We start from the raw sequence: 20259 nt of genomic DNA on the forward strand, positions 1-20259 counted from the left end.
GGCCGGGCTTACCTCCGCAAACTGGATTTCCGCACCACCAATCGCACCGGCAGCATGTCGCTCCCAGTCGGCTCATTCTGGATCAGCCGCAGCAGCGTGTTGACCAGGGCTTGTCCCGCCTGCCCGGTATCCTGACGCACGGTCGTCAGCGGCGGGTTCACGAAACTCGCCGTCGGGATGTCGTCGAAACCCGCAACAGCCACATCGCCCGGGACGCTCTTGCCATGGTCGGCCAAGGCCCGCATGGCCCCGATCGCGATCAGGTCGCTGGCGGCAAACAGCGCATCGAACGGTTTGTCGCGGCCGAGCAAGGCCTCCATCGCCGCGTAGCCGGACTGCTCCGAGCTCTCGGCGTTGACCTGTAGCTCCGGGTCGACCTCCAGGCCGGCCTCGTACAGCACCTGGGCGTAGCCTCGATAGCGGGCGAAGAATTCCGGGTAATGGCTGGACGCGTCCCCGAGGTAGGCCACCCGGCGGCAGCCCTGTTCAAGCAGGTGCCGGGTGACGTCCTGGCCGCCCAGGAAGTTGTCGCAGCCGATGGAGATGTCCGGCTGGTCGGGCAATACCGCACCCCAGCGTACCGAACGGGTGCCCTGGGCGACCAGCATGGCCAGCTTGTCGCGATAAGCCAGGTAGTCGCCATAGCCAAGCAGGATGATGCCGTCAGCCTTGCGGGTGTCGGCGTAGTCGGCATGCCAGTCGTGCGACAGCTGCTGGAACGACACCAGCAGGTCGTAGCCCCGCTGGGCACAGGCCCGGGTGATCGAGCCCAGCATGGACAGGAAAAACGGGTTGATATGCGACTCGTCGGCGGTCGGGTCCTCGAACAGCAGCAAGGCCAGGGTGCCCGAATGGCGGGTACGCAGGTTAGAGGCGTTCTTGTCGACCTTGTACTTGAGTTCGGTCGCCGCCTGCTGGATCCGCTGGCGGGTCTCCTCGCTGACCAGCGGGCTGCCGCGCAAGGCGCGCGACACCGTGGACTGGGAAACCCCGGCCCGGTGGGCGATATCGAAGGAGGTGGCTTTGTCTTTCTTTTGCACCGTGTCGCTGGAACGTCGGAGTTGTCTGGAGACAGTGACGAGATGCTAGCCGGTTTTGCGCAGGGAGTGAGGCTGGGCCCGCTTTGGGCCCGCGGTATGCCACAAGGCCCCGGATTCAAGGCAAAAAAAGCCCCGAAGGTTAGGGGGGAACCTTCGGGGCCGGGAGGCCGCGAAACCCAGGGGAGAGGTTCGCTGGCCGGTGGGACACGCCATAGGGAGGTGACGGGGCCCGTAGGATGCCGTTGCGTGCATCCTGATACTTAGTACGTATGGGAGCCCCAGAAGTTTCACTTTGGGCCAAATAAATTTACGGATGATTCATGCTGGCAGCTCCCGTGGACGGAGAGCGCCTTGGTTTTGGACGTCTAAATGTTAGTGAGGCGTAAAGCCGAACGCTTGGCGGTCGGCTCGATCCCTGCTCAATGCGCCTCGTCCCAGTTGGCTCCTACACCCGCCTCGACCAGCAAGGGCACACGCAACTCGGCGGCGCCGGACATGCGTGCAACGACTTCGCGCCGCACGTCTTCCACGGAATCCTTACGCACTTCAAAGACCAATTCATCGTGCACCTGCATCAGCATGTGCGCATCGTCACGTGTCTTGAGCCAGCCGGCGACTGAAATCATCGCGCGCTTGATGATGTCCGCGGCACTGCCTTGCATGGGCGCGTTGACGGCGGCGCGCTCGGCACCGGCACGCAAGGCCTGATTGCGCGCGGTGAGATTTTCCAGATACAGGCGGCGGCCGAAAATGGTTTCGACATAACCGTCGCGATGCGCCTGTTCGCGCGTGGCTTCCATAAACGCATGCACGCCGGGATAACGCGTGAAATAGCGCGCCATATAGTCGCTGGCTTCGCCGCGATCCACGCCGAGCTGACGCGCGAGACCGAATGCGCTCATGCCGTACATCAAGCCGAAATTGATCGCCTTGGCCGCGCGGCGTTGATTGGTGCTGACTTCCGCGGGCGTCACACCGAACACTTCCGCCGCGGTGGCGCGATGCACGTCGCCGCCTTCCTGGAACGCACGCAGCAGGCCTTCGTCACCCGATAGATGCGCCATGATGCGCAGCTCGATCTGCGAGTAGTCCGCCGCCAGGATCGACCAACCCTCCGGTGCGACAAAGGCCTGACGGATACGCCGACCTTCCTCGGTGCGTACCGGGATGTTCTGCAGGTTCGGATCGGACGAGGACACGCGGCCGGTGGCCACCGCGCCCTGGTGGTAGCTGGTATGCACGCGGCCGGTATGCGGATTGACGTTGCCAGCGAGCTTGTCGGTATAGGTGGAGCGAAGCTTTGCCAGGCCGCGATAGTCCAGAATGATGCGCGGCAGTTCGTGCGCATCGGCAATCGCGTCCAGTGCCTCTTCGTTGGTGGACGGCTGGCCGGTCGGCGTCTTTACCTTGACCGGCAGCTTGAGTTCGTCGAACAACACGGCCTGCAACTGCTTGGGCGAGTCGAGGCTGAACTCGTGGCCGGCCACCTGGTACGCCTGCTGTTGCAGTTCGACCATACGCTTACCCAGTTGTTGGCTTTGCAGGCGCAGCTGATTGACGTCGATCAGCACGCCGCGCTGTTCCATCTCGGCAAGCACGGGCACCAGCGGTATCTCGATTTCCTCGTAGACCTTGCGCAGCGACGGCGCACTTTCGAGCTTGGGCCACAAGGCATGGTGCAGGCGTAGCGTAATGTCGGCGTCTTCGGCGGCGTAGCGGCAGGCGGTATCGAGATCGACCTGCGAGAACGAAATCTGCTTGGCGCCCTTGCCGGCGACCTCCTCGTACTTGACGGTGTCGTAGCCGAGGTATTTCTTCGCCAGCGAATCCATGTCATGACGCGTCGCGGTCGCGTTCCACACATAGGACTCGAGCATCGAATCGTGCTTGAGCCCCTGCACCACGATGCCGTAGCGCGACAGGATGTTCATGTCGTACTTGGCGTGCTGGCCGAGCTTGGGGCGCGAGGCATCTTCGAAGATGGGCTTGAGCGCGGCCAATACCGTGTCGCGAGCAAGCTGCGCGGGGGCACCGGGATAGTCATGTGCCAGTGGCACATAACAGGCCTTGCCGGGTTCGATGGAAAGGCTCAGACCGACGATATCGGCCAGCATCGCATCGAGGCCGGTGGTCTCGGTGTCGAACGCGATCAACGGCGCATCTTTCAGGCTGGCAAGCCAGCGGTCGAACGCCTCCGGTGTGACGACCAGCTCATAACTGCCTGGCTCGGAGAGTGCCGTGTCCTGCACCTGCGCGGGCACGATGGCATCGGCGACCGTGGCGGGCGCGGCGGTTTCGCCGGCTTTGGTCTGCGCGTCCAGATCCTTCAGCGCAGCCTTGAAATCGTAACGCGTGAACAGCTCACGTAGCTGCTCGATATGGCGCTCGCGCTGCGTCAATCCGGTGACCCCGACATCCAGCGGCACATCGGTCTTGATTGTGACCAGCGACCGCGACAGCGGCAAATTGGGCAGCGCTTCGCGCAGGTTCTCGCCGATCTTGCCGCCGATCTTGTCGGCGTTGGCGATCACGCTGTCCAGCGTGCCGTATTCGGCCAGCCACTTGGCGGCCGTCTTGGGGCCACACTTGGCGACGCCGGGCACGTTGTCGACGCTGTCGCCGGTGAGCGAGAGAAAGTCGACGATCTGTTCTGGCTTGACGCCGAATTTGTCAAACACACCGCCCACATCCATCGTGGTGTTGGTCATGGTGTTGATCAGCGTGACACCGGGGCGGACGAGCTGCGCCAAATCCTTGTCGCCGGTAGAGATGAGCACGTCGATGCCCTGCGCATGCGCCTGTTCGGCCAAGGTGCCGATCACGTCGTCCGCTTCGACGCCCGGTACGCACAGCACGGGGAAGCCGAGCGCGGCCACGATCGCCAGCATCGGTTGCACCTGGGCGCGCAGATCGTCGGGCATCGGCGGCCGGTTGGCCTTGTACTGGTCGTACAGCTCGTCGCGGAAGGTGGGCCCGGGCGCGTCGCTGACGAAGGCCAGGTATTCGGGCTGCGCCTTCAAGGTGGAGCGCAGCATATTGACCACGCCGAACAGGGCGCCGGTGGGTTCGCCTTGCGCATTGCTCAACGGCGGCAATGCGTGGAAGGCACGATAGAGGTAGGAGGAACCGTCGATCAGGATGAGCTTGGCCATTCGCCTATTCTCTCATGCGCAAGGCTTTTCGATGCTAAGGCGGGTTCTACGTTCACGCTACTCATGGTGTCGGCGCTGGTAAACTCCAACACCCGTCTGGAGGCTGTCCATCATGAAAACCGTTGCCTTGCTTGTCGTACTGGGCGCCGCGCTGGCCTCATCGGCCTTCGCACAGGACAGCAAGCCTGCCTTCCAGCCGGCCCCGCCACCGCCGGGCATGTCCGATCCTGGCGTCAAAACCAATACGCCTTCGGCCACGCTGGCACCGCAGTCCGCGTCCACCCCGGCCGAGACCGGCAGCACGGTGTTGCCGGGCAAGCCGATCCCGCTGCCGGACATGAAAGACAATAGTCCGCGCGACGCGCGCGGCGAGCCGCCGCCGAAGGTCAACGTGTACAAGCGTGGCGAGGACACCGTGCAGGAATACAGCCGCAACGGCCAGGTCTACATGGTGGTGGTGACGCCCAAATCGGGTATTTCGCAGACCTACGATGTCGATCCGAACGGCAAATACCGCAGCGGTGCGCACGAGCAGGTCAAGCCGGTGATGTACAAGGTCGCCGAGTGGGGCACATCCAAGAAGCAGGGCGACGATAGCGACAACGCACCGGCTGCGGCGCCTGCAGCGAACGACAGCGGTCACTGAAAAGCACCGGCATAGACGCCGTGAATCTGCGCGAAAGCTGGCTGCTGTTTGCCATCGGCTCGGCGTTCTTCGCCGCGCTGACGGCGATATTCGGCAAGCTGGGCGTGGCCGGGGTCAATTCGAATCTCGCCACCTTCATTCGCACGGTAGTGATCCTTGCCGTCATCGCCGCGATCGTCAGCCTGCGTCACGAATGGGCACGCCCATCTGGCCTGCCCTGGCATAGCTGGCTGTTCCTGGTGCTTTCGGCCATAGCGACAGGCTTGTCCTGGCTTTGCTACTACCGTGCCTTGCAACTGGGTCCGGTGAGCAAGGTGGCGCCGATCGACAAGCTCAGCGTGGCGATGGCGATCGTGCTGGGCCTGTTCTTTCTGGGTGAAAAGCCCAGCCTGCCATTATTGATCGGCGGCGTGCTGATCGTGGCCGGCGCGATCGTGATTGCCGTCTTTTGAGCTACGAGTCGTCCAGTTCCGCGTAATGCCGGAAGATGCCGCTCTCGTTGAACGCGAGGCGACGCTCGGAGGCCAGATAGTTCGCGATAGAGGGACGGTCCGCGATGCGTTTCTGCAGATCGCGCAGCAACGGCATCCGCCGGTTGAGGCGTTTCATCGCCTTGGGGAAGGCATAGTCCAGGCCAGACATCAGCTGAAACAGCGACAAGTCGACGTAGGAGTGCGAGCGCAGCGCGTACTTCTTGCCGCCGCGTTCGAGTACGTGTTCGAAATAGCCGAGAAATTTCGGCAATCGGCATTCGCGAAAATCTTCCGCACGTTTTTTTGCGGCGTCGCGTTGGTTTTCGTAGTAGTCGCCGCTGGCGATCGGATGGTGCGTATCGTGAATCTCCACCACGAAGTCGGCCACCGTCTGCTGCAACTGCAGGGCATGGAATTGGGCGGACTCGGTGGCCGGCACCAGTTTCAATTTGGGTCCGAGATAAAACAGGATCGCGGCGGTCTGGGCGATGACCAGCCGACCCGCCTTGAGAAACGGTGGTGCGAAAGGGAGCGGGCCGGGCTGCGCTCCCTGCAGGAACGGCATCATGACCTCATCGCCTTCTTCGCGCGCCACATCGATGTAGTTGGCACCTGCGTCTTCAAGCGCGAGCCGTACATATTCGCCGCGGCCCTGAATGCCGGTCCAGTAATACAGTTCGTAACGCATCATGATCTCCGAGCGATCGGATCGCACTCGTCATTCGCAACGTCGAAGGCTAACGCGTAGCGGCTCAAGTTTGCGTGAGAGACGTCGCTGTCGCACGAATCTGCGACCACACCAGCTCCGCCACCGGTGACAGCGAGCGATGACGCCGACGTATCAGCGTGATGGCACGGCGTGCCACCGGGGTAAGCGGCAGCGCTATCAGCGAAGGCGGCAACTGCGTGGTGGAAAGGCTAGGCGTGATCGTGATGCCAAGGCCTGCATCGACCATGCTGAATGCCGTTTGCGTGTGACCGGTTTGCTGCACCACCTGGGCATCGACGGCGTACTGGCCCAGATGACGATCGATCAGGCGACGACTGCCCGATGCGTAGTCGAGCAGAACCAATGGCTGACCCTTGAGTTTTTTCCACGACACTTGCGCACGCGTCGCAAGAACATGGTCACGGCGACATACCAGTACGAAGGCGTCATGCATGATGATTTCGCTATCGAATGCCTCCGTATCGGCCGGTTCGACGGTGACGCCGAAATCCACCTCGCCGCCACGCACGCTTTCCAGCACGAGGGCCTGCACCTGGTCATGCAGTTGCACGGTGAGCTCGGGATAGCGTTGCGCACAGGCGGCGATACACGCTGGCATCAGGTTGGCCGACAAGGTCGGGACGGATGCGACGCGTACCTTGCCGTGCCGACGTTCGCTTTCCGAGTGGACATGGGCGAGTACGCCTTCGAGCTCGTCCAGTACGCGCTCGATCGCACTATGCAGATAGCGCCCCGCTTCCGTCGGTACGACCTCGCGCGTATTGCGGTCGAAGAGCTTTACCTCGAGCTCGCTTTCGAGCTCGGCGATATGGCGGCTGACAGCCGGCTGGGTCAGGTGCAGGCTGTCGGCGGCGCGACGGAAATGCCGCAGTTTGGCGACCGCCAGAAAGGCCCTGAGTTGGCGCAGGCTGATATTCATACCAAAAGTGTATCAATAAATAAGATAAAACGATTTGAATTATCAGTCGCAAGCAGCTGGAATAGGCCATCCAACGGGCCATTAGCCATGAATCTGCGCCGCTTCCTCCCCGATCGCTTTACCTGTTGCCTGGTGCTGACCGTGCTCCTGGCCAGCTTTCTGCCGTGTCGCGGCGGTACGGCGCAGGTGTTCGGATGGCTGACCGATGCCGCCATCGCACTGCTGTTCTTCCTGCATGGCGCCAAGCTGTCACGCGAGGCGGTCATCGCCGGCATGACCCATTGGCGGTTGCATCTGACCGTGCTGGGCAGCACCTTCGTGCTGTTTCCGCTCCTGGGACTGCTGCTCAAGCCGTTGCTGGCGCCGTTGGTGACGCCGAGTCTTTATCTTGGCGTGTTGTTCCTGTGCACCCTGCCGTCGACGGTGCAATCGTCGATTGCCTTCACCTCGATGGCCCGCGGCAATATTCCGGCGGCGATCTGCGCGGCATCGGCATCGAGTTTGTTGGGCATTGTGATCACGCCGCTGCTGGTCGGGTTGATCCTGCAGTCGCATGGCCAGGGCGCGATGACCTGGGATGCGGTGGGTGAGATCGTCCTGCAGTTGCTGGTGCCCTTTGTGGCCGGTCAGGTGGCGCAGCGCTGGATTGGCGACTGGGTGGGCCGGCATCGTGCCATGCTCGGCTTTGTCGACCAGGGCTCGATTCTGCTGGTGGTCTATACCGCCTTCAGTGCCGCCGTGTTGCAGGGGCTATGGAAGCAGACGCCGCTGCCGGTACTCGGCGGGCTGGTGATCGTCGATGCCGTGCTGCTGGCGGCCGCCCTGCTGATTACCCGCTATGGCTCACGCGCGATGGGCTTCGATCGCGAGGATGAAATCACCATCGTGTTCTGCGGTTCGAAGAAAAGCCTGGCCAGCGGCGTGCCGATGGCCAAGGTGTTGTTTGCGAGCCAGCCGTTGGGAGCGATCGTGCTGCCATTGATGCTGTTTCATCAGGTGCAGTTGATGACGTGTGCGGTGTTGGCGCGTCGGTATGCGCAGCGCCTGCAAGGTGAGGCAGCGGTCGCGACTGAAGTCGCTCCTACAAAATAGGAGAGGCGTGGCTAGCTTGTAGGAGCGACCGCCGTCGATCAGGGACAGGGCGTTTCAATGTTTGCCGTTGCATACGGCGTCCCATCCGGCCACATACCTAAATACCGCTGTGCCGCCGTGCCATTGCCAAATACCGCATCCGGCAGACTCCGCTCAGGAAGGCTGTCGACCATCGCATCGATGACTTTCCAGTAGCCGTAGAAATCCAGCTGGTTGAGCGACGCCGACGGTTCGAAGCCGTCGCGTGCAGGAATCTGCGTCGGGATGTCATTGCGTTTCAGGGCAAAGTCGTAGCGCGAATCCGGCGCGCCGGGCGAGCCGTGCGCAGCATGCACCGTCTTGCCGGCATGCTCGTCGCTGGGCAGCACCATCAGGACACGGCGGTCGGCGCGAATCTGGCATAGCCGCGCGGCAAGCTTGCGCGCCGTTGGCAAGCCGATCGAGGTATCCGCCGAGCCGGTGAGGATCGCCACCGGCAAATCGGCAGGCAGTTTCTCCACCTCGCCGATGATGCTGCGAGCATCGTCGCCGTGCGCCACGTGATACGCATCGCCCGGTGCTTCGAGCACCAGTGCGCGTGGGGCTGGCAACGCGTAGCGCACGGGATCCAGCGCCAGGTTCAGCGAGATCGCCGCGCCCATCGAGTAACCCACATACAGCACGCGCTGTGGATCCGGCCGCAAGCCACGTTGCCGTTCCAGCGCATCGATGCCGCGACGATCGGCCTGGGCTGCGTTCTGCGTGACCACCTGTGGCGAGGTATCGGCCGAAAGCTGATACACCGGATAGATCACCACTTGTCCGCTGCGTGCGAGGTGATCGATCAAGGCGCCGAAGTTCAGCGGATTCATGCCCTGCCAGCCATGATGCAGCAGCACCAGCGGAACCTTGCCATGCAACGCGGGTTGCGTCGGCACGAATACGTAGAGCCGCTCGGCACCATTACCCACGGTCAGCACGTCGACTGCGGCATGGTGCTGCCGCGCCAGCAGGGCTTGCGGGCCAAAACGTGCTTCCAGATCGTCGTTGGCGTGCAGGGGCGTAGACGACAAGAGCGCTGTTAGCGCCGAAGCACAAAGCAACTTGTATAGGGTGTGGCGGATCATAGTGATACGTGGACCTCTGCCATGGCGGTAGGAGCGGCCGCCGCCGGCGCGGGAGCCGGCGGATCGAGCCATGCCAGCAACGGTGGTGCAAGCAAGCCGGCGCCGTCTTCGGACAGATGAATGCCATCGCCGGCACGCAAACGTATGCTGCTGCCATCGGCGCGTTGCGCGTACTCGCGAAACTGGCCTTGCGGATCGGCGATCAGCGTCCCCGCATTCCACCAGGTCACGTGCTCGCGCTGGCTGACCGTGTCATAGGCAAGCCGGTTGATCAGGCTCATGCGCGCATCGTATTTGGCGATGCGCATGGGCGGCAGGCCGACCCAGATCACCTGAGCACCGTCTTTGGTCAGCAGGTCGACGAAATGATTCAGGCGATCACGATATGCGGCGATCCAGGCCTCGCTGCCGAACTCCAGCACCTTGCCGTCCTGTACAAAGCTCTGCCCGTCGTTGGCACCGATCGCGACGATGATGGCGTCGGGTTTGCTGTCGCCGAGCATCTGCGGATATTGCTGCATCCAGTCGAACGTGTCGGGACGGCTAAGGCCCGTGCCGGCGCGGAATGCGCGTATCGCGCGCAGCTCCTTATGGCGGGCGATGCCGCGCAACAGGTTATCGCTCAATCCCACCGCCATCATCGAATCGCCAACCAGGGCCACGGTGCGTGTCTGGCCGGACGGAACGGGTGGAAGGGCGTCCAGGGTGGCGGCCGCCGGCAAGATGGCCGTGATCGTCGTGGTCGCACCATCGTGCTGGCTGGTGGTTTTGGCGACGATCGGCGCAGACCATCCCGTCAGCAACGGCGGCTGCACCGTTGGCCGTCCAAGCATCCATAGATTCGAAACCAGGGCGCTGTCGTGCGCGACCGGCGCATCGCAACGCGCGGGTGTCGGGCTGTCCGCGATGAGCTTGGGTGCCGCAGCAGGAGGCTCGTTGCGTTGCAGTCGCGCCAGACCAGCCAGCATGCGGGTGCGCAGCTCGCCGATACCCCATGAGCGCAGCCGTTCGCTCAATGCGGCGGTGGTGGGCTGCGCAACGCTGCGCAAGGGGCCGATATCGAGCCGTTCCGCCCAGGTTGCCAGGCCGCCCGATTCAAGCAGGAGGGCGAACGCGACAAAGCTCGCCAGCAGCCACGCCAGGCTGCGTGTCGAATCGACCGAAGGAGTGCGTGATGTCGACATGGCTCAGAACTGGAAATAGATAAAAGGAGCCACGCCGCTGGGCCCGAGCACTTCGATGGCGAAGATCGACACCGCCAGCGCCGCGCCACGGGCCGGTGCCGCCCAGCGTGCGAGTTCGTTTTCCAGGGCATCGCTCCAGCGCGGCGGCACGTATTGCCCGGCCAGCCCCAACGCAATCAACAGGATGGTGCCGGTTTGGGCCAGGGTCAGCGGGCCGGCGACGGCGAAGCGGGCGAAAACGTCGCCGACCTGGTCCAGCGACGGTGCGCGGAAAAAGATCCACGCCGCGCAGACCGCATGAAACAGCAGCACGCGCGCGATCCAGCGCCAGGCGGTGGATGCGCACAGGCGCGCATGCCACGACTGTGCGGCCCAGAGGCGATGCACGATCAGGTAGCCGCCATGGAGTGCGCCCCAGATGACGAACGTCCATGATGCGCCGTGCCACAGGCCGCCCAGCAGCATGGTGATCAGCAGATTGCGTGCGGTGAACCAGCTGCCGCCGCGCGAACCGCCCAGGGGGATATAGAGATAGTCGCGCAGCCAGCTCGACAGCGAGATATGCCAGCGACGCCAGAAGTCCTGCGGGTCGGTGGCGGTATAGGGGCGGTCGAAGTTGTCCGGGAAGCGATAACCGAACAACAGCGCGCAGCCGATGGCGATATCGGTATAGCCGGAAAAATCGCAGTAGATCTGGACGGCATAGCCATACACCGCCAGCAGCATGTCGGGCCCCGACAACGACTGCGGCGCGGCGAACGCCGGGTCGACCAGGTTGACCGCCAACTGGTTGGAGATGATCACCTTCTTGAACAGGCCGGCCACGATCAGCATCAGGCCCCGATTGACGTGCACGGCCTGCGGGTCGCGCGGCGTTGCCAGTTGGGGCATGAAGTCCGAGGCGCGCAGGATCGGCCCGGCGATCAGCTGCGGAAAGAACGCGACATAGAGCAGTGCATCGGGCAGGTTCACCGCCTGCTTGAGCTTGCCGCGATAGACATCGCCGAGCAGCGAAATCGCATGGAAGACGAAGAACGAAATGCCCAGCGGCAACATCGGACCGTCGAGCGACAACGCCGGCGGTTTGCCGACCAGCGCCCATAGATCCAACAGGTTCTGCAGCAGGAAACCGGTGTACTTGTAGTAGACCAGGGCACTCAGGCAAACCACTACGCCGCCGATCAACCAGCGCTTGCGCGTTTTGGCGTCTTCAGTCCGCTGGATACGCTGTGCTACCAGGCCGGCAACAAGCGAGATGCCGAACAGTAGCGGTACGTATGCCCAGTTCCAGCAGCCATAGAACACGTAGCTGGCGAGCAACAGAAAATGTTTGTGCCAGGCCGGCCGCCGGACCAGAGCCCAGGCAACGGCGAGCGTAAACAGAAAGAAGGCGGCGAATTCGACCGTCGGAAATAGCATCGCCTTCAGCCCTCCGCGTGGGCGGTGGGGTGGGGCGTTATCGGGTACGTCCAGTCGTGCAGTGCAGGGAAAATCCGTTCCATGCGAGGCTTCCGGCCTTTTCGATTGTGAAGTGTTTGTGGAGGGCGTGCGCAGTGTAGCGACGTCGCCCACAAGACATCAGCAATTTTTTTACGCCGAAGCCGGGTTTTTTAGCGATGCCCGATTTTTGCCTCAATTCGGGCCGACCGCCGCCCATGGCCCAGGGTTTTAGTGTGCTCTAAAGCTTTTCCTGCTTGTCATCCCGGCGAAGGCCGGGACCCATTCCTCAGGGTGCATGCTCGCCAAATGCTTTCTGACAAGCGAAGACTGAGGAATGGGTCCCGGCCTTCGCCGGGACGACGATGTAGCTCAGTGGCGGAAGTGGCGCATGCCGGTAAACACCATCGCCATGTCGCTCTCGTCGGCCGCGGCGATGACTTCCGCGTCGCGCATCGAACCGCCCGGCTGGATCACCGCGCGGATGCCCGCGGCGGCGGCGGCGTCGATACCGTCGCGGAAGGGGAAGAACGCATCGGAGGCCATGACGGAACCGGCGACTTCCAGCTTCTCATCGGCGGCCTTGATGCCGGCGATGCGGGCGCTGTAGACGCGGCTCATCTGGCCGGCGCCGATGCCGATGGTCTGGCGGTCGCGGGCGTAGACGATGGCGTTGCTCTTGACGTACTTGGCCACCTTCCAGGCAAAGATCAGGTCGTTGATCTCGGCCTCGGTCGGCGCGCGGCGGGTGACGATCTTCAGATCGTCCGGGCCGACCATGCCGCGGTCGGCGGTCTGGATCAGCAGACCCGAACCGACACGGCGTACATCGTTGCCAGGGTGCGCGTTGTACAGGTCGCCATCGGCCGGTAGCGGGATTTCCAGCACGCGGACGTTGGCCTTCTTGGCGAACGCCTTCAGCGCGTCGTCGGCATAGCCGGGAGCCAGCACCACTTCGACGAACTGACGCTCGACGATCGCGCGCGCGGTGGCGCCGTCCACGTGACGGTTGAAGGCGATGATGCCGCCGAAGGCGGAGGTGGGATCGGTCTGGTAGGCGCGGTCATAGGCCTGGGCGATGCCCTCGACATTCACCGCCACGCCGCAGGGGTTGGCATGCTTGACGATCACGCAAGCCGGTTTCTTGAAACTGCGCACGCATTCCCACGCGGCATCGGAATCGGCGATGTTGTTGAACGACAGTTCCTTGCCTTGCAGCTGGCGGAACGTGGCAAGCGTGCCCGGCGCCGGATACAGGTCGCGATAGAACGCCGCCTGCTGATGCGGGTTTTCGCCGTAGCGCAGATCCATCAACTTGACGAAGCGGCCGTTGGCTTGCGCGGGGAAGGTATCGTGCCCGGTGACGGCATCTTGCGTATCGTTGAGCTGCACACCGGAAAGATAATCGCTGATCGCGGCGTCGTAGTTCGATACGCGATTGAACGCGGCCACCGACAGCTTGAAGCGCGTGGCACGGCTCAGGCCGCCGTGCTGTTCGATTTCGGCCAGCGCATTGTCGTACTGATCGGGCGAGGTAAGCACGCCGACATCGTTCCAGTTTTTCGCCGCCGAGCGCAGCATCGCCGGGCCGCCGATATCGATGTTCTCGATCGCCTCGTCCAGCGTGCAATCGGCGCGCGCCACGGTCTGTTCGAACGGATAGAGATTGAGCACCAGCAGGTCGATTGGCGCGATGCCGAGTTCGGTCATGACCTGGTCGTCGGTGCCGCGGCGGCCAAGCAGCCCGCCATGCACTTTCGGATGCAGCGTTTTTACGCGGCCATCCATGATTTCCGGAAAGCCGGTGACATCGCTGACGTCCTTGACCGCAATGCCCGCCTCGCGCAGTGCCTTGGCACTGCCACCGGTGGAGAGCAGCTCGACGCCTGCTGCAGCGAGGCGCTTACCTAGCTCGATCAGTCCAGTCTTGTCCGACACGCTGAGCAGCGCGCTGCGGATGGGCGTGATGGCGGGGTGGGACATGGCGGCTTCCTGGAATACGAAAGCCAGCGATTATAGCCCGCGGGGGGCGAAGGCGGCGCTAGCGCACCGGCCTGGATGTCTTACAGCAGCCCGTGTTGGGCCAGCTTCTTGCGCAAGGTGGCGCGATTGATGCCCAGCACCGCAGCAGCGCGGCTCTGATTGCCGTCGTGGAATGCCAATACTTCGCGCAGCAGGGGGCCTTCGACTTCGCGGATCACCAATGCGTGCAGACCCTCGTCGCACTCGGTATCACCGATGTCCGCGAGATAACGGCGAACGGTGCGGCTGACGCACTCGCTCAGCGCGCTCTGCGACGAGGACTCCTTTACGGCCTCAGTAGCAGGCAATCGGACCACGTTCAATGGCAATCCCTCTCACATTCGCTATAGCGGCGGCTACTTAGGCTACCGCAGATGGTTATGGCAAACACCGCGGGCGGCGGCTCGCATGGAACGCCGGTTGCAGCATGGGACGAAGGGACCGAGTGTACCTGCGACGGCGAAGAATTTTAAGAGCCCTGGGCCATGTTGTGGACGGTTCGAGAGCTTATGCGATCGGCTTATGGACAAGCCGGTCACTGTCATGTACGGCGTCATTGGTGGTCGCGGGTCTCATTCGAAACCGAGTTCGAACGCCACCGCTTTGTCGCCCGGGTCTTCCACTTCCAGCACCAGCGCAGTGTTGGCGCCGGCGGGCAAGCCATGCTGCAAGGCGTAGCTGTCGGCCAGGTATTCGGATGGCCGCAGGCGACGCATGGCGATGCGTTTGCCATTGACGTCGGACAATGTGACAGAAACCACGGGATATGGTTGCGCGAACGACGCATCGTTGCGAACCGTTGCGCTGATCAGCAGTGCGCCGGGCACCGACGGGTGCGCTTGCACGTCACGTGCCAGCAGCTTCAATTGCTTCACGTCCTGCACCAGCGGCAGCTGGCAGCCGATCGCATCGCAACCCTGGCGCAGCCACGGGCCGACCATCGGGTCGGCGATCAGTTGATCGCGAAGTGCCCAGCCCAGCTGCGCCGCGAGCAGCAACAGCAAGAGGAGGATGATCACGACCCACGGCCAGCGACGTGGTCTTGGCTCATGCTGGCGCGCAAAACGCGGCGTAAAATCGCTTGGCAGCAAGTCGTCGAAGGTCGTGCGCGCCGGTTCCGTCGCTGCCGGCGGCTCGGCCGCTCTCGGGCGATAGACCACCAGTTCCAGATGCGGTGGCTCGATGCCCGCTTCGTTGACTGGCAGCTCGGTGAACGGCTCGGGCGGCAGCACGTCCGCCAGCGTGGCGATGCTATCGAAGCCCTCGCCGCAATGTCCGCACATGACAAAGCCGTGCGCCTGCGCGAGCGTGCGCGCATCGAGCGAAAACACGGACATGCATTTGGGACATTGCGTGTACATGGGTCAAGAGTGGTCGAGCGGCGCGGATGAGTAAAGAGGTTTGCGGTGGTGCTGTGACACTGTCTCGAAAAGCCACCTATCTTGTAGGAGCGACTTTAGTCGCGACCAGCCGTGACCTAACCGTGGGTCGCGATTGAAGGGAACCTCGAATAACCTCAGTTTTTCTATCGTCATCCCGGCGTAGGCCGGGATCCAGCGACTTTGCGATCGGTTACCGCTAGAACGTTCAAGCATTTGCACTATCGCGAAGACCGAAAACCGAAGCCACTGGATCCCGGCCTACGCCGGGATGACGGATAGGTGGGGTTTTTAGAGGTTCCCTGAAGTCGCTCCTACAAAAACTCAGGCGGCTTTTTGGGAAACATCAGCGACGGAAGCCACTGATGCGAACCCAGTCCTCGCGCGTATCGACCTGCAAGCCTTCGAACCATTCGCCATAACGCGCCAATAGCTCGTCTTGCTGACCCTGCAGGATGCCGGAGATCGCGAACGGTGCGCCAGGCTTGGCCGCGGCGGCAAACTGCGGTGCCAGCTCGCCGAGCGGGCCGGCAAGAATGTTGGCAATGAAGACATCCGCCGGTTCCGCGTCGAGATCTTCAGGCAGGAACAGTGCGAGACGCTCGGCGACACCGTTGCGCTCGGCATTATCGGCCGAGGCGATCAGTGCCTGGGGATCGTTGTCCACACCGACCGCGCTCAAGGCGCCGAGCTTCAGTGCTGCGATGGCGAGAATCCCCGAGCCACAGCCGAAGTCCGTGACGGTCTTTCCGGCCAGCTGCAGGCCGTCGAGCCACTCCAGGCAAAGGGCAGTGGTCGGATGCGTGCCGCTGCCGAACGCCAGGCCAGGATCGAGCCGGACCACGACAATATCGCCGTCGGTCGGCGGCTCGATGTTCCACGGATAGATCCACAGGCGGCGGCCGAATGGCATCGGCTTGAACTGGTCCATCCAGGCCCGCTCCCAGTCCTCGTCGGCGACGTCGCGAAACAGCATCTGGTCCGGCTCCAGCCAGGGCAGCAGATCACCGAGCGCTTCGCTCAGGCCGCGACGGTCGGTGTCGACGTCGAACAAGGCATTCAAGGTGATCGTCGGCCACAGCGGCAGCTCGCCGACGCCCGGCTCGAAGATCGCCTGTTCGTCGGGCGTTTCCGCGTCGGCATCCTGCAAGGTAATCGACAGCGCACCCAGGTCGTCGAGCGCTTCTTCCACGCGCGGTTGTTGCTCGGCGCGGACGGTGAGGGAGAGTTCGAGCCAGGGCATGGGATAAGGAGTGAGTGAAGAGGAGTGAGTGAAGAGTAAGAGCAAAGCTCGCAGCCTGCATCCTTACTGCCAGGGCAAGGCTTTATGCGTAACTTTTTGCAGAGGCAGCGAGAGCGCGGCGAAACGTCGTTCGATCTGACCGCATTCCAGCGCATTGACGCGCCGTCCCAGGCTCAAGGGAAGCTGTCGGCACAGGGATAGTGACTCGGCGATGGATAGCGAAAACAGTGCCGAAACGGCGCGCGCCGCTTCGCCGACTTTGTTGACCGGACACTCGGCAAGGACCAGGTCGTATTCGGTATACAGGCCGGTGGCGAGATTCGCCTGCAGGGCTGCGTCGACATCGGCGTCGGATGCCTCGCCCAGCTCCAGAAAGGCGTCCACGCGCACGTAGTGATCGAGTGCGCGAGCGTAGTCTTCCAGACTCGACAACGGGCGTTGCCGTTTCTGCACGATGAGCACGTCGGCGAACGTCACCGCTTCGAGGTAATGCGACAGCGCATGTTCGGCGGCCACCAGCGGCAAGCCTTCGCCGTCTTCGTCGATCAGCAGATCGGTCTCTTCGTCGCTGGACGACAGATAGAAACGGCAGCTCATCAGCGGACCGTCGCGATCGATGTAGACCCAGGCGTAGCGGTCCCACACGTCACCATCGTCAAAGCAGGCAACGATGGTTTCGATGGTTTCGCGCAGGGTGAGCAGTTCGGACATGTGTATTCCGTCGACCTTCCTGTTCGTCATTCCGGCCTACGCCGGAATGACGATAGGGCAGGTTCGTATCAACCGCCGCTGGCGGCCTTTTCCTTCTGCTCGGCCATGCGCTTTTCCAGATAGTGGATGTTCTGTCCACCGTGCTGGAAACCGACGTCGGCCATGATGCGCTGCTGCAGCGGGATATTGCACTTCACGCCTTCGATCACCGTTTCGGCGAGCGCCAGACGCATGCGCGCGATCGCCGTTTCGCGATCGGGGCCGTGCACGATCAGCTTGCCGATCATCGAGTCGTAGTTCGGCGGAATGCGATAGCCGTCGTACAGATGCGTATCGACGCGCACGCCCGGGCCGCCCGGTGCTTCGAAGCGTTTCACTTCGCCGGGGCTGGGCATGAAAGTGTCGGGATCTTCGGCGTTGATGCGGCACTCGATCGCATGGCCGTTGATCTTGATGTCTTCCTGGCGAATCGACAGCTTTTCGCCCGCGGCGATCAGCAGCTGTTCGCGTACCAGGTCGACGCCGGTGATCAGCTCGGTCACCGGATGCTCCACCTGGATGCGCGTGTTCATCTCGATGAAGTAGAAGCGGCCGTCTTCGAACAGGAATTCGAAGGTGCCGGCGCCGCGATAGCCGATGCGCAGGCAGGCGTCGACGCAGACCTTGCCGATCTGCGCGCGCAGTTCGGGCGTGATGCCCGGCGCGGGCGCTTCTTCGACCACTTTCTGGTGACGGCGCTGCATCGAGCAGTCGCGCTCGCCCAGGTGAATGGCCTGGCCCTGGCCGTCGGCGAGTACCTGGATTTCCACGTGACGCGGGTTCTCCAGGAACTTCTCCATGTACACCTGATCGTTGCCGAAAGCGGCCTTCGCTTCCTGCTTGGTCATGGTCACGGCGTTGCCCAGATGCGCCTCGGTGCGCACCACGCGCATGCCGCGGCCACCACCGCCACCGGCGGCCTTGATGATCACCGGGTAGCCGATCTCGCGGGCGATGCGGATGTTTTCATCCACATTGTCGCCGAGCGGGCCGCCGGAACCGGGCACGCAGGGAACGCCGGCTGCCTTCATCGCACGGATCGCCTCGACCTTGTCGCCCATCAGGCGGATCACGTCGGCGGTCGGGCCAATAAAGATAAAGCCGGACTTCTCGACCTGCTCGGCAAAATCCGCGCGCTCGGAAAGAAACCCGTAGCCCGGATGGATCGCCTGCGCGTCGGTGATTTCCGCCGCGGCGATGATGCGCGGGATATTGAGATAGCTTTCAGCCGACGGTGCCGGGCCGATGCAGATCGCCTCGTCGGCCAGGCCGACGTGCTTGAGGTTGCGATCGGCGGTCGAATGCACGGCGACGGTCTTGATGCCCAGGCTGTTGCAGGCACGCAAGACGCGCAGGGCGATTTCGCCGCGGTTCGCGATAAGGACTTTCTCGAGCTTATGCATATCAGGCGATCACGAACATCGGCTGGTCGAATTCCACCGGCTGGCCGTTGTCGATCAGGATGGCCTGCACGGTGCCGCCGACGTCGGCTTCGATCTGGTTGAACATCTTCATCGCTTCGATGATGCCCAGCGTTTCGCCGGCCTTGACCTGCTGGCCGACCTTGACGAATGCCGGTGCGCCCGGGCTGGCCGAGGCGTAGTAGGTGCCGACCATCGGCGCCTTGACCACATGGCCTTCGGGCACGGCCGGTGCAGCGGCCACAGGGGCGGCGACGGGCGCTGCGGCCACGGGAGCGGCTACCGGCGCGGCAACGGCGACGGGCGCTGCGGCGACGGCAACGCCGCCCTTGGGCACGCGCGACAGGCGGACGACTTCCTCGCCCTCCTTGATTTCCAGTTCGGCGAGGTTGGATTCCTCAAGCAGGTCGATCAGTTTTTTGATCTTGCGCAAGTCCATGGGTCAAGCCTTTTCGTTGCTGCCGCTTGGGGCGGCTGGAATGGAAGGGAAACGTTGTTCGGGTCAGGCGGCGCGGGCCAGCCGCGCGATGGCGGCGTCCAGCGCCAGCCGGTAACTGTCCGGTCCGAAACCGCAGACCTGGCCAATGGCCACGTCGGCCAGGTAGGAGTGGTGACGGAACGGTTCACGGGCATGCACGTTGGAAAGGTGCAGCTCGATAAACGGTATGGCCACGCCCAACAGGGCGTCACGCAGGGCGATGCTGGTATGCGTGAAGGCGCCGGGATTGATCAGGATCAGCGCCACCTCGTCCTTGCGTGCCTCGTGTACGCGTTCGATCAGCGCGTGCTCGGCATTCGACTGGAAGCTGGTCAGCGTGTGCCCTGCAGCTTTGGCCTGCTCAACCAGTGCGGCGTTGATATCGGCCAGCGTCAGATGGCCATAGATCTCCGGCTCGCGCGTACCCAGCAGATTGAGGTTGGGTCCGTGCAGGACCAGGATGTTCGCCACGCTGTGATCCTGAAACGGCACCTGGGGTGGTGCGGACCGGGCGGAGTGTGCGCGCACTCGGCAATGTTGTCCAGTTCGGCGTAGATCGACGATGTTTGGTGCAGAACTGTGAAGAAGTCCGTGCGGCAGCGTATCGAGTCACCCGAAAGCGGCTTCTAGGGCTGTTTCATCCACTCGTCGAGCGTTTCCATGGGCAATGCGCCTCGCTGCGCTTCCAAGATGTGCCCATCGGTATCTAAAAGCACGCTAAACGGCAGAACTTGCGCTTCATCGCCGAACTGCAGCGAGGTACTGGGGCTGTCCATCCGACCGACCAGAATCGGATAGGGCGCCGGGTGGGCGGCAAGAAACGGCCGGATCCGTTCGGGGTCGTCCATGGCGATGCCGACGACGATCAGCTCTTTTTCGCCGAACTTTGCCTGTGCCTGGGCCAGCGCCGGCATCTCTTTAAGACACGGCACGCACCAGGTTGCCCAGAAATTGAGCAGCACGCGCCGAGCGTGGAATTCCGATAACCGGTGTGGCTTACCCTCGACATCCATCAGCGTGAGATCGGGACGTACGTCGCCCACCATCGCTACCTGCACACCATCCGGGACGTGCGCCTGCCGGCTGGCGTGCTGCAGCCAGCCGCCGACGCCGGCCGCGACAACGGCCAGGACAAGGATGAGTGTGTTGCTTCGGCTTAGCATCGAGAGCGAGAGGAGTCTAAAAGA

General features: G+C 63.0%; 19 protein-coding genes. 3 read left to right on the plus strand and 16 right to left on the minus strand.

The window, feature by feature from the left end:
• Positions 1-8: 8 nt before the first annotated feature.
• The gene (locus ACZ6WW_RS14255; RefSeq protein WP_465274779.1) at positions 9-1040 is read right to left on the minus strand and encodes a LacI family DNA-binding transcriptional regulator; all 1032 of its coding nucleotides are present in this window, start codon (positions 1038-1040) and stop codon (positions 9-11) included.
• Positions 1041-1459: 419 nt separating this feature from the next.
• The gene (polA, locus tag ACZ6WW_RS14260; protein WP_465274780.1) at positions 1460-4192 is read right to left on the minus strand and encodes a DNA polymerase I; all 2733 of its coding nucleotides are present in this window, start codon (positions 4190-4192) and stop codon (positions 1460-1462) included.
• A 112-nt stretch (positions 4193-4304) separates the two neighbouring features.
• Between polA and ACZ6WW_RS14265 the strand changes: the two genes are divergently transcribed.
• Both ACZ6WW_RS14265 and ACZ6WW_RS14270 read left to right on the plus strand, forming a co-directional pair.
• Positions 4305-4838 (plus strand): DUF2782 domain-containing protein, encoded by a 534-nt coding sequence (locus ACZ6WW_RS14265; RefSeq protein WP_465274781.1) that lies wholly within the window; start codon positions 4305-4307, stop codon positions 4836-4838.
• Between the two features lie 20 nt (positions 4839-4858).
• Complete coding sequence (locus tag ACZ6WW_RS14270; RefSeq protein ID WP_465274782.1) at positions 4859-5290, plus strand: EamA family transporter; 432 nt, start codon at positions 4859-4861, stop codon at positions 5288-5290.
• 1 nt (position 5291) lies between these two features.
• On the opposite strand, the gene ACZ6WW_RS14275 is transcribed toward ACZ6WW_RS14270, so the two are convergent.
• Positions 5292-5999, minus strand: coding sequence for a glutathione S-transferase (locus ACZ6WW_RS14275; protein ID WP_465274783.1), 708 nt, complete (start codon positions 5997-5999; stop codon positions 5292-5294).
• A gap of 64 nt (positions 6000-6063) precedes the next feature.
• A complete protein-coding gene (locus ACZ6WW_RS14280; RefSeq protein ID WP_465274784.1) occupies positions 6064-6960 on the minus strand; it encodes a LysR family transcriptional regulator in 897 nt (298 codons plus the stop codon).
• 87 nt (positions 6961-7047) lie between these two features.
• Here ACZ6WW_RS14280 and ACZ6WW_RS14285 point away from each other — a divergent pair, with 87 nt between their 5' ends.
• On the plus strand, positions 7048-8052 hold the full coding sequence (locus ACZ6WW_RS14285; RefSeq protein WP_465274785.1) for a bile acid:sodium symporter family protein: 1005 nt from the start codon (positions 7048-7050) through the stop codon (positions 8050-8052).
• Between the two features lie 38 nt (positions 8053-8090).
• On the opposite strand, the gene ACZ6WW_RS14290 is transcribed toward ACZ6WW_RS14285, so the two are convergent.
• The 12 genes from ACZ6WW_RS14290 to ACZ6WW_RS14345 form a co-directional block, all read right to left on the minus strand.
• Positions 8091-9104: a dienelactone hydrolase family protein gene (locus ACZ6WW_RS14290; RefSeq protein WP_465274786.1), complete on the minus strand. Its 1014-nt coding sequence runs from the start codon at positions 9102-9104 to the stop codon at positions 8091-8093.
• 50 nt (positions 9105-9154) lie between these two features.
• The gene (locus ACZ6WW_RS14295) at positions 9155-10342 is read right to left on the minus strand and encodes an SGNH/GDSL hydrolase family protein (protein ID WP_465274787.1); all 1188 of its coding nucleotides are present in this window, start codon (positions 10340-10342) and stop codon (positions 9155-9157) included.
• A 3-nt stretch (positions 10343-10345) separates the two neighbouring features.
• The gene (locus tag ACZ6WW_RS14300; protein ID WP_465274788.1) at positions 10346-11761 is read right to left on the minus strand and encodes an MBOAT family O-acyltransferase; all 1416 of its coding nucleotides are present in this window, start codon (positions 11759-11761) and stop codon (positions 10346-10348) included.
• Positions 11762-12151: 390 nt separating this feature from the next.
• Complete coding sequence (gene purH, locus ACZ6WW_RS14305; RefSeq protein ID WP_465274789.1) at positions 12152-13762, minus strand: bifunctional phosphoribosylaminoimidazolecarboxamide formyltransferase/IMP cyclohydrolase; 1611 nt, start codon at positions 13760-13762, stop codon at positions 12152-12154.
• Positions 13763-13842: 80 nt separating this feature from the next.
• A complete protein-coding gene (locus ACZ6WW_RS14310) occupies positions 13843-14130 on the minus strand; it encodes a helix-turn-helix domain-containing protein (protein ID WP_281851714.1) in 288 nt (95 codons plus the stop codon).
• 243 nt (positions 14131-14373) lie between these two features.
• On the minus strand, positions 14374-15162 hold the full coding sequence (locus ACZ6WW_RS14315; protein ID WP_465274790.1) for a zinc-ribbon and DUF3426 domain-containing protein: 789 nt from the start codon (positions 15160-15162) through the stop codon (positions 14374-14376).
• A gap of 364 nt (positions 15163-15526) precedes the next feature.
• Positions 15527-16423, minus strand: coding sequence for a 50S ribosomal protein L11 methyltransferase (gene prmA / locus ACZ6WW_RS14320; protein ID WP_465274791.1), 897 nt, complete (start codon positions 16421-16423; stop codon positions 15527-15529).
• A 63-nt stretch (positions 16424-16486) separates the two neighbouring features.
• A complete protein-coding gene (locus ACZ6WW_RS14325) occupies positions 16487-17134 on the minus strand; it encodes a DUF7716 domain-containing protein (protein ID WP_465274792.1) in 648 nt (215 codons plus the stop codon).
• A 68-nt stretch (positions 17135-17202) separates the two neighbouring features.
• Positions 17203-18576: an acetyl-CoA carboxylase biotin carboxylase subunit gene (gene accC, locus ACZ6WW_RS14330; protein WP_465274793.1), complete on the minus strand. Its 1374-nt coding sequence runs from the start codon at positions 18574-18576 to the stop codon at positions 17203-17205.
• A gap of 1 nt (position 18577) precedes the next feature.
• Positions 18578-19033: an acetyl-CoA carboxylase biotin carboxyl carrier protein gene (accB, locus tag ACZ6WW_RS14335; protein ID WP_465274794.1), complete on the minus strand. Its 456-nt coding sequence runs from the start codon at positions 19031-19033 to the stop codon at positions 18578-18580.
• A gap of 63 nt (positions 19034-19096) precedes the next feature.
• Positions 19097-19543 (minus strand): type II 3-dehydroquinate dehydratase, encoded by a 447-nt coding sequence (gene aroQ / locus ACZ6WW_RS14340; protein ID WP_465274795.1) that lies wholly within the window; start codon positions 19541-19543, stop codon positions 19097-19099.
• Positions 19544-19698: 155 nt separating this feature from the next.
• Positions 19699-20235, minus strand: coding sequence for a peroxiredoxin family protein (locus tag ACZ6WW_RS14345; protein WP_465274796.1), 537 nt, complete (start codon positions 20233-20235; stop codon positions 19699-19701).
• Between the last annotated feature and the right edge of the window lie 24 nt (positions 20236-20259).

It is taken from the genome of Dyella sp. NPDC103356 (assembly GCF_055584465.1).

Coding starts and splice junctions, on each gene's coding strand:
- polA (WP_465274780.1), bottom strand. CDS start 4,192: ATGGCCAAGCTCATCCTGATCGACGGTTCCTCCTACCTCTATCGTGCC.
- ACZ6WW_RS14265 (WP_465274781.1), top strand. CDS start 4,305: ATGAAAACCGTTGCCTTGCTTGTCGTACTGGGCGCCGCGCTGGCCTCA.
- ACZ6WW_RS14275 (WP_465274783.1), bottom strand. CDS start 5,999: ATGCGTTACGAACTGTATTACTGGACCGGCATTCAGGGCCGCGGCGAA.
- ACZ6WW_RS14280 (WP_465274784.1), bottom strand. CDS start 6,960: ATGAATATCAGCCTGCGCCAACTCAGGGCCTTTCTGGCGGTCGCCAAA.
- ACZ6WW_RS14285 (WP_465274785.1), top strand. CDS start 7,048: ATGAATCTGCGCCGCTTCCTCCCCGATCGCTTTACCTGTTGCCTGGTG.
- ACZ6WW_RS14295 (WP_465274787.1), bottom strand. CDS start 10,342: ATGTCGACATCACGCACTCCTTCGGTCGATTCGACACGCAGCCTGGCG.
- ACZ6WW_RS14300 (WP_465274788.1), bottom strand. CDS start 11,761: ATGCTATTTCCGACGGTCGAATTCGCCGCCTTCTTTCTGTTTACGCTC.
- purH (WP_465274789.1), bottom strand. CDS start 13,762: ATGTCCCACCCCGCCATCACGCCCATCCGCAGCGCGCTGCTCAGCGTG.
- ACZ6WW_RS14315 (WP_465274790.1), bottom strand. CDS start 15,162: ATGTACACGCAATGTCCCAAATGCATGTCCGTGTTTTCGCTCGATGCG.
- prmA (WP_465274791.1), bottom strand. CDS start 16,423: ATGCCCTGGCTCGAACTCTCCCTCACCGTCCGCGCCGAGCAACAACCG.
- ACZ6WW_RS14325 (WP_465274792.1), bottom strand. CDS start 17,134: ATGTCCGAACTGCTCACCCTGCGCGAAACCATCGAAACCATCGTTGCC.
- accC (WP_465274793.1), bottom strand. CDS start 18,576: ATGCATAAGCTCGAGAAAGTCCTTATCGCGAACCGCGGCGAAATCGCC.
- accB (WP_465274794.1), bottom strand. CDS start 19,033: ATGGACTTGCGCAAGATCAAAAAACTGATCGACCTGCTTGAGGAATCC.
- ACZ6WW_RS14345 (WP_465274796.1), bottom strand. CDS start 20,235: ATGCTAAGCCGAAGCAACACACTCATCCTTGTCCTGGCCGTTGTCGCG.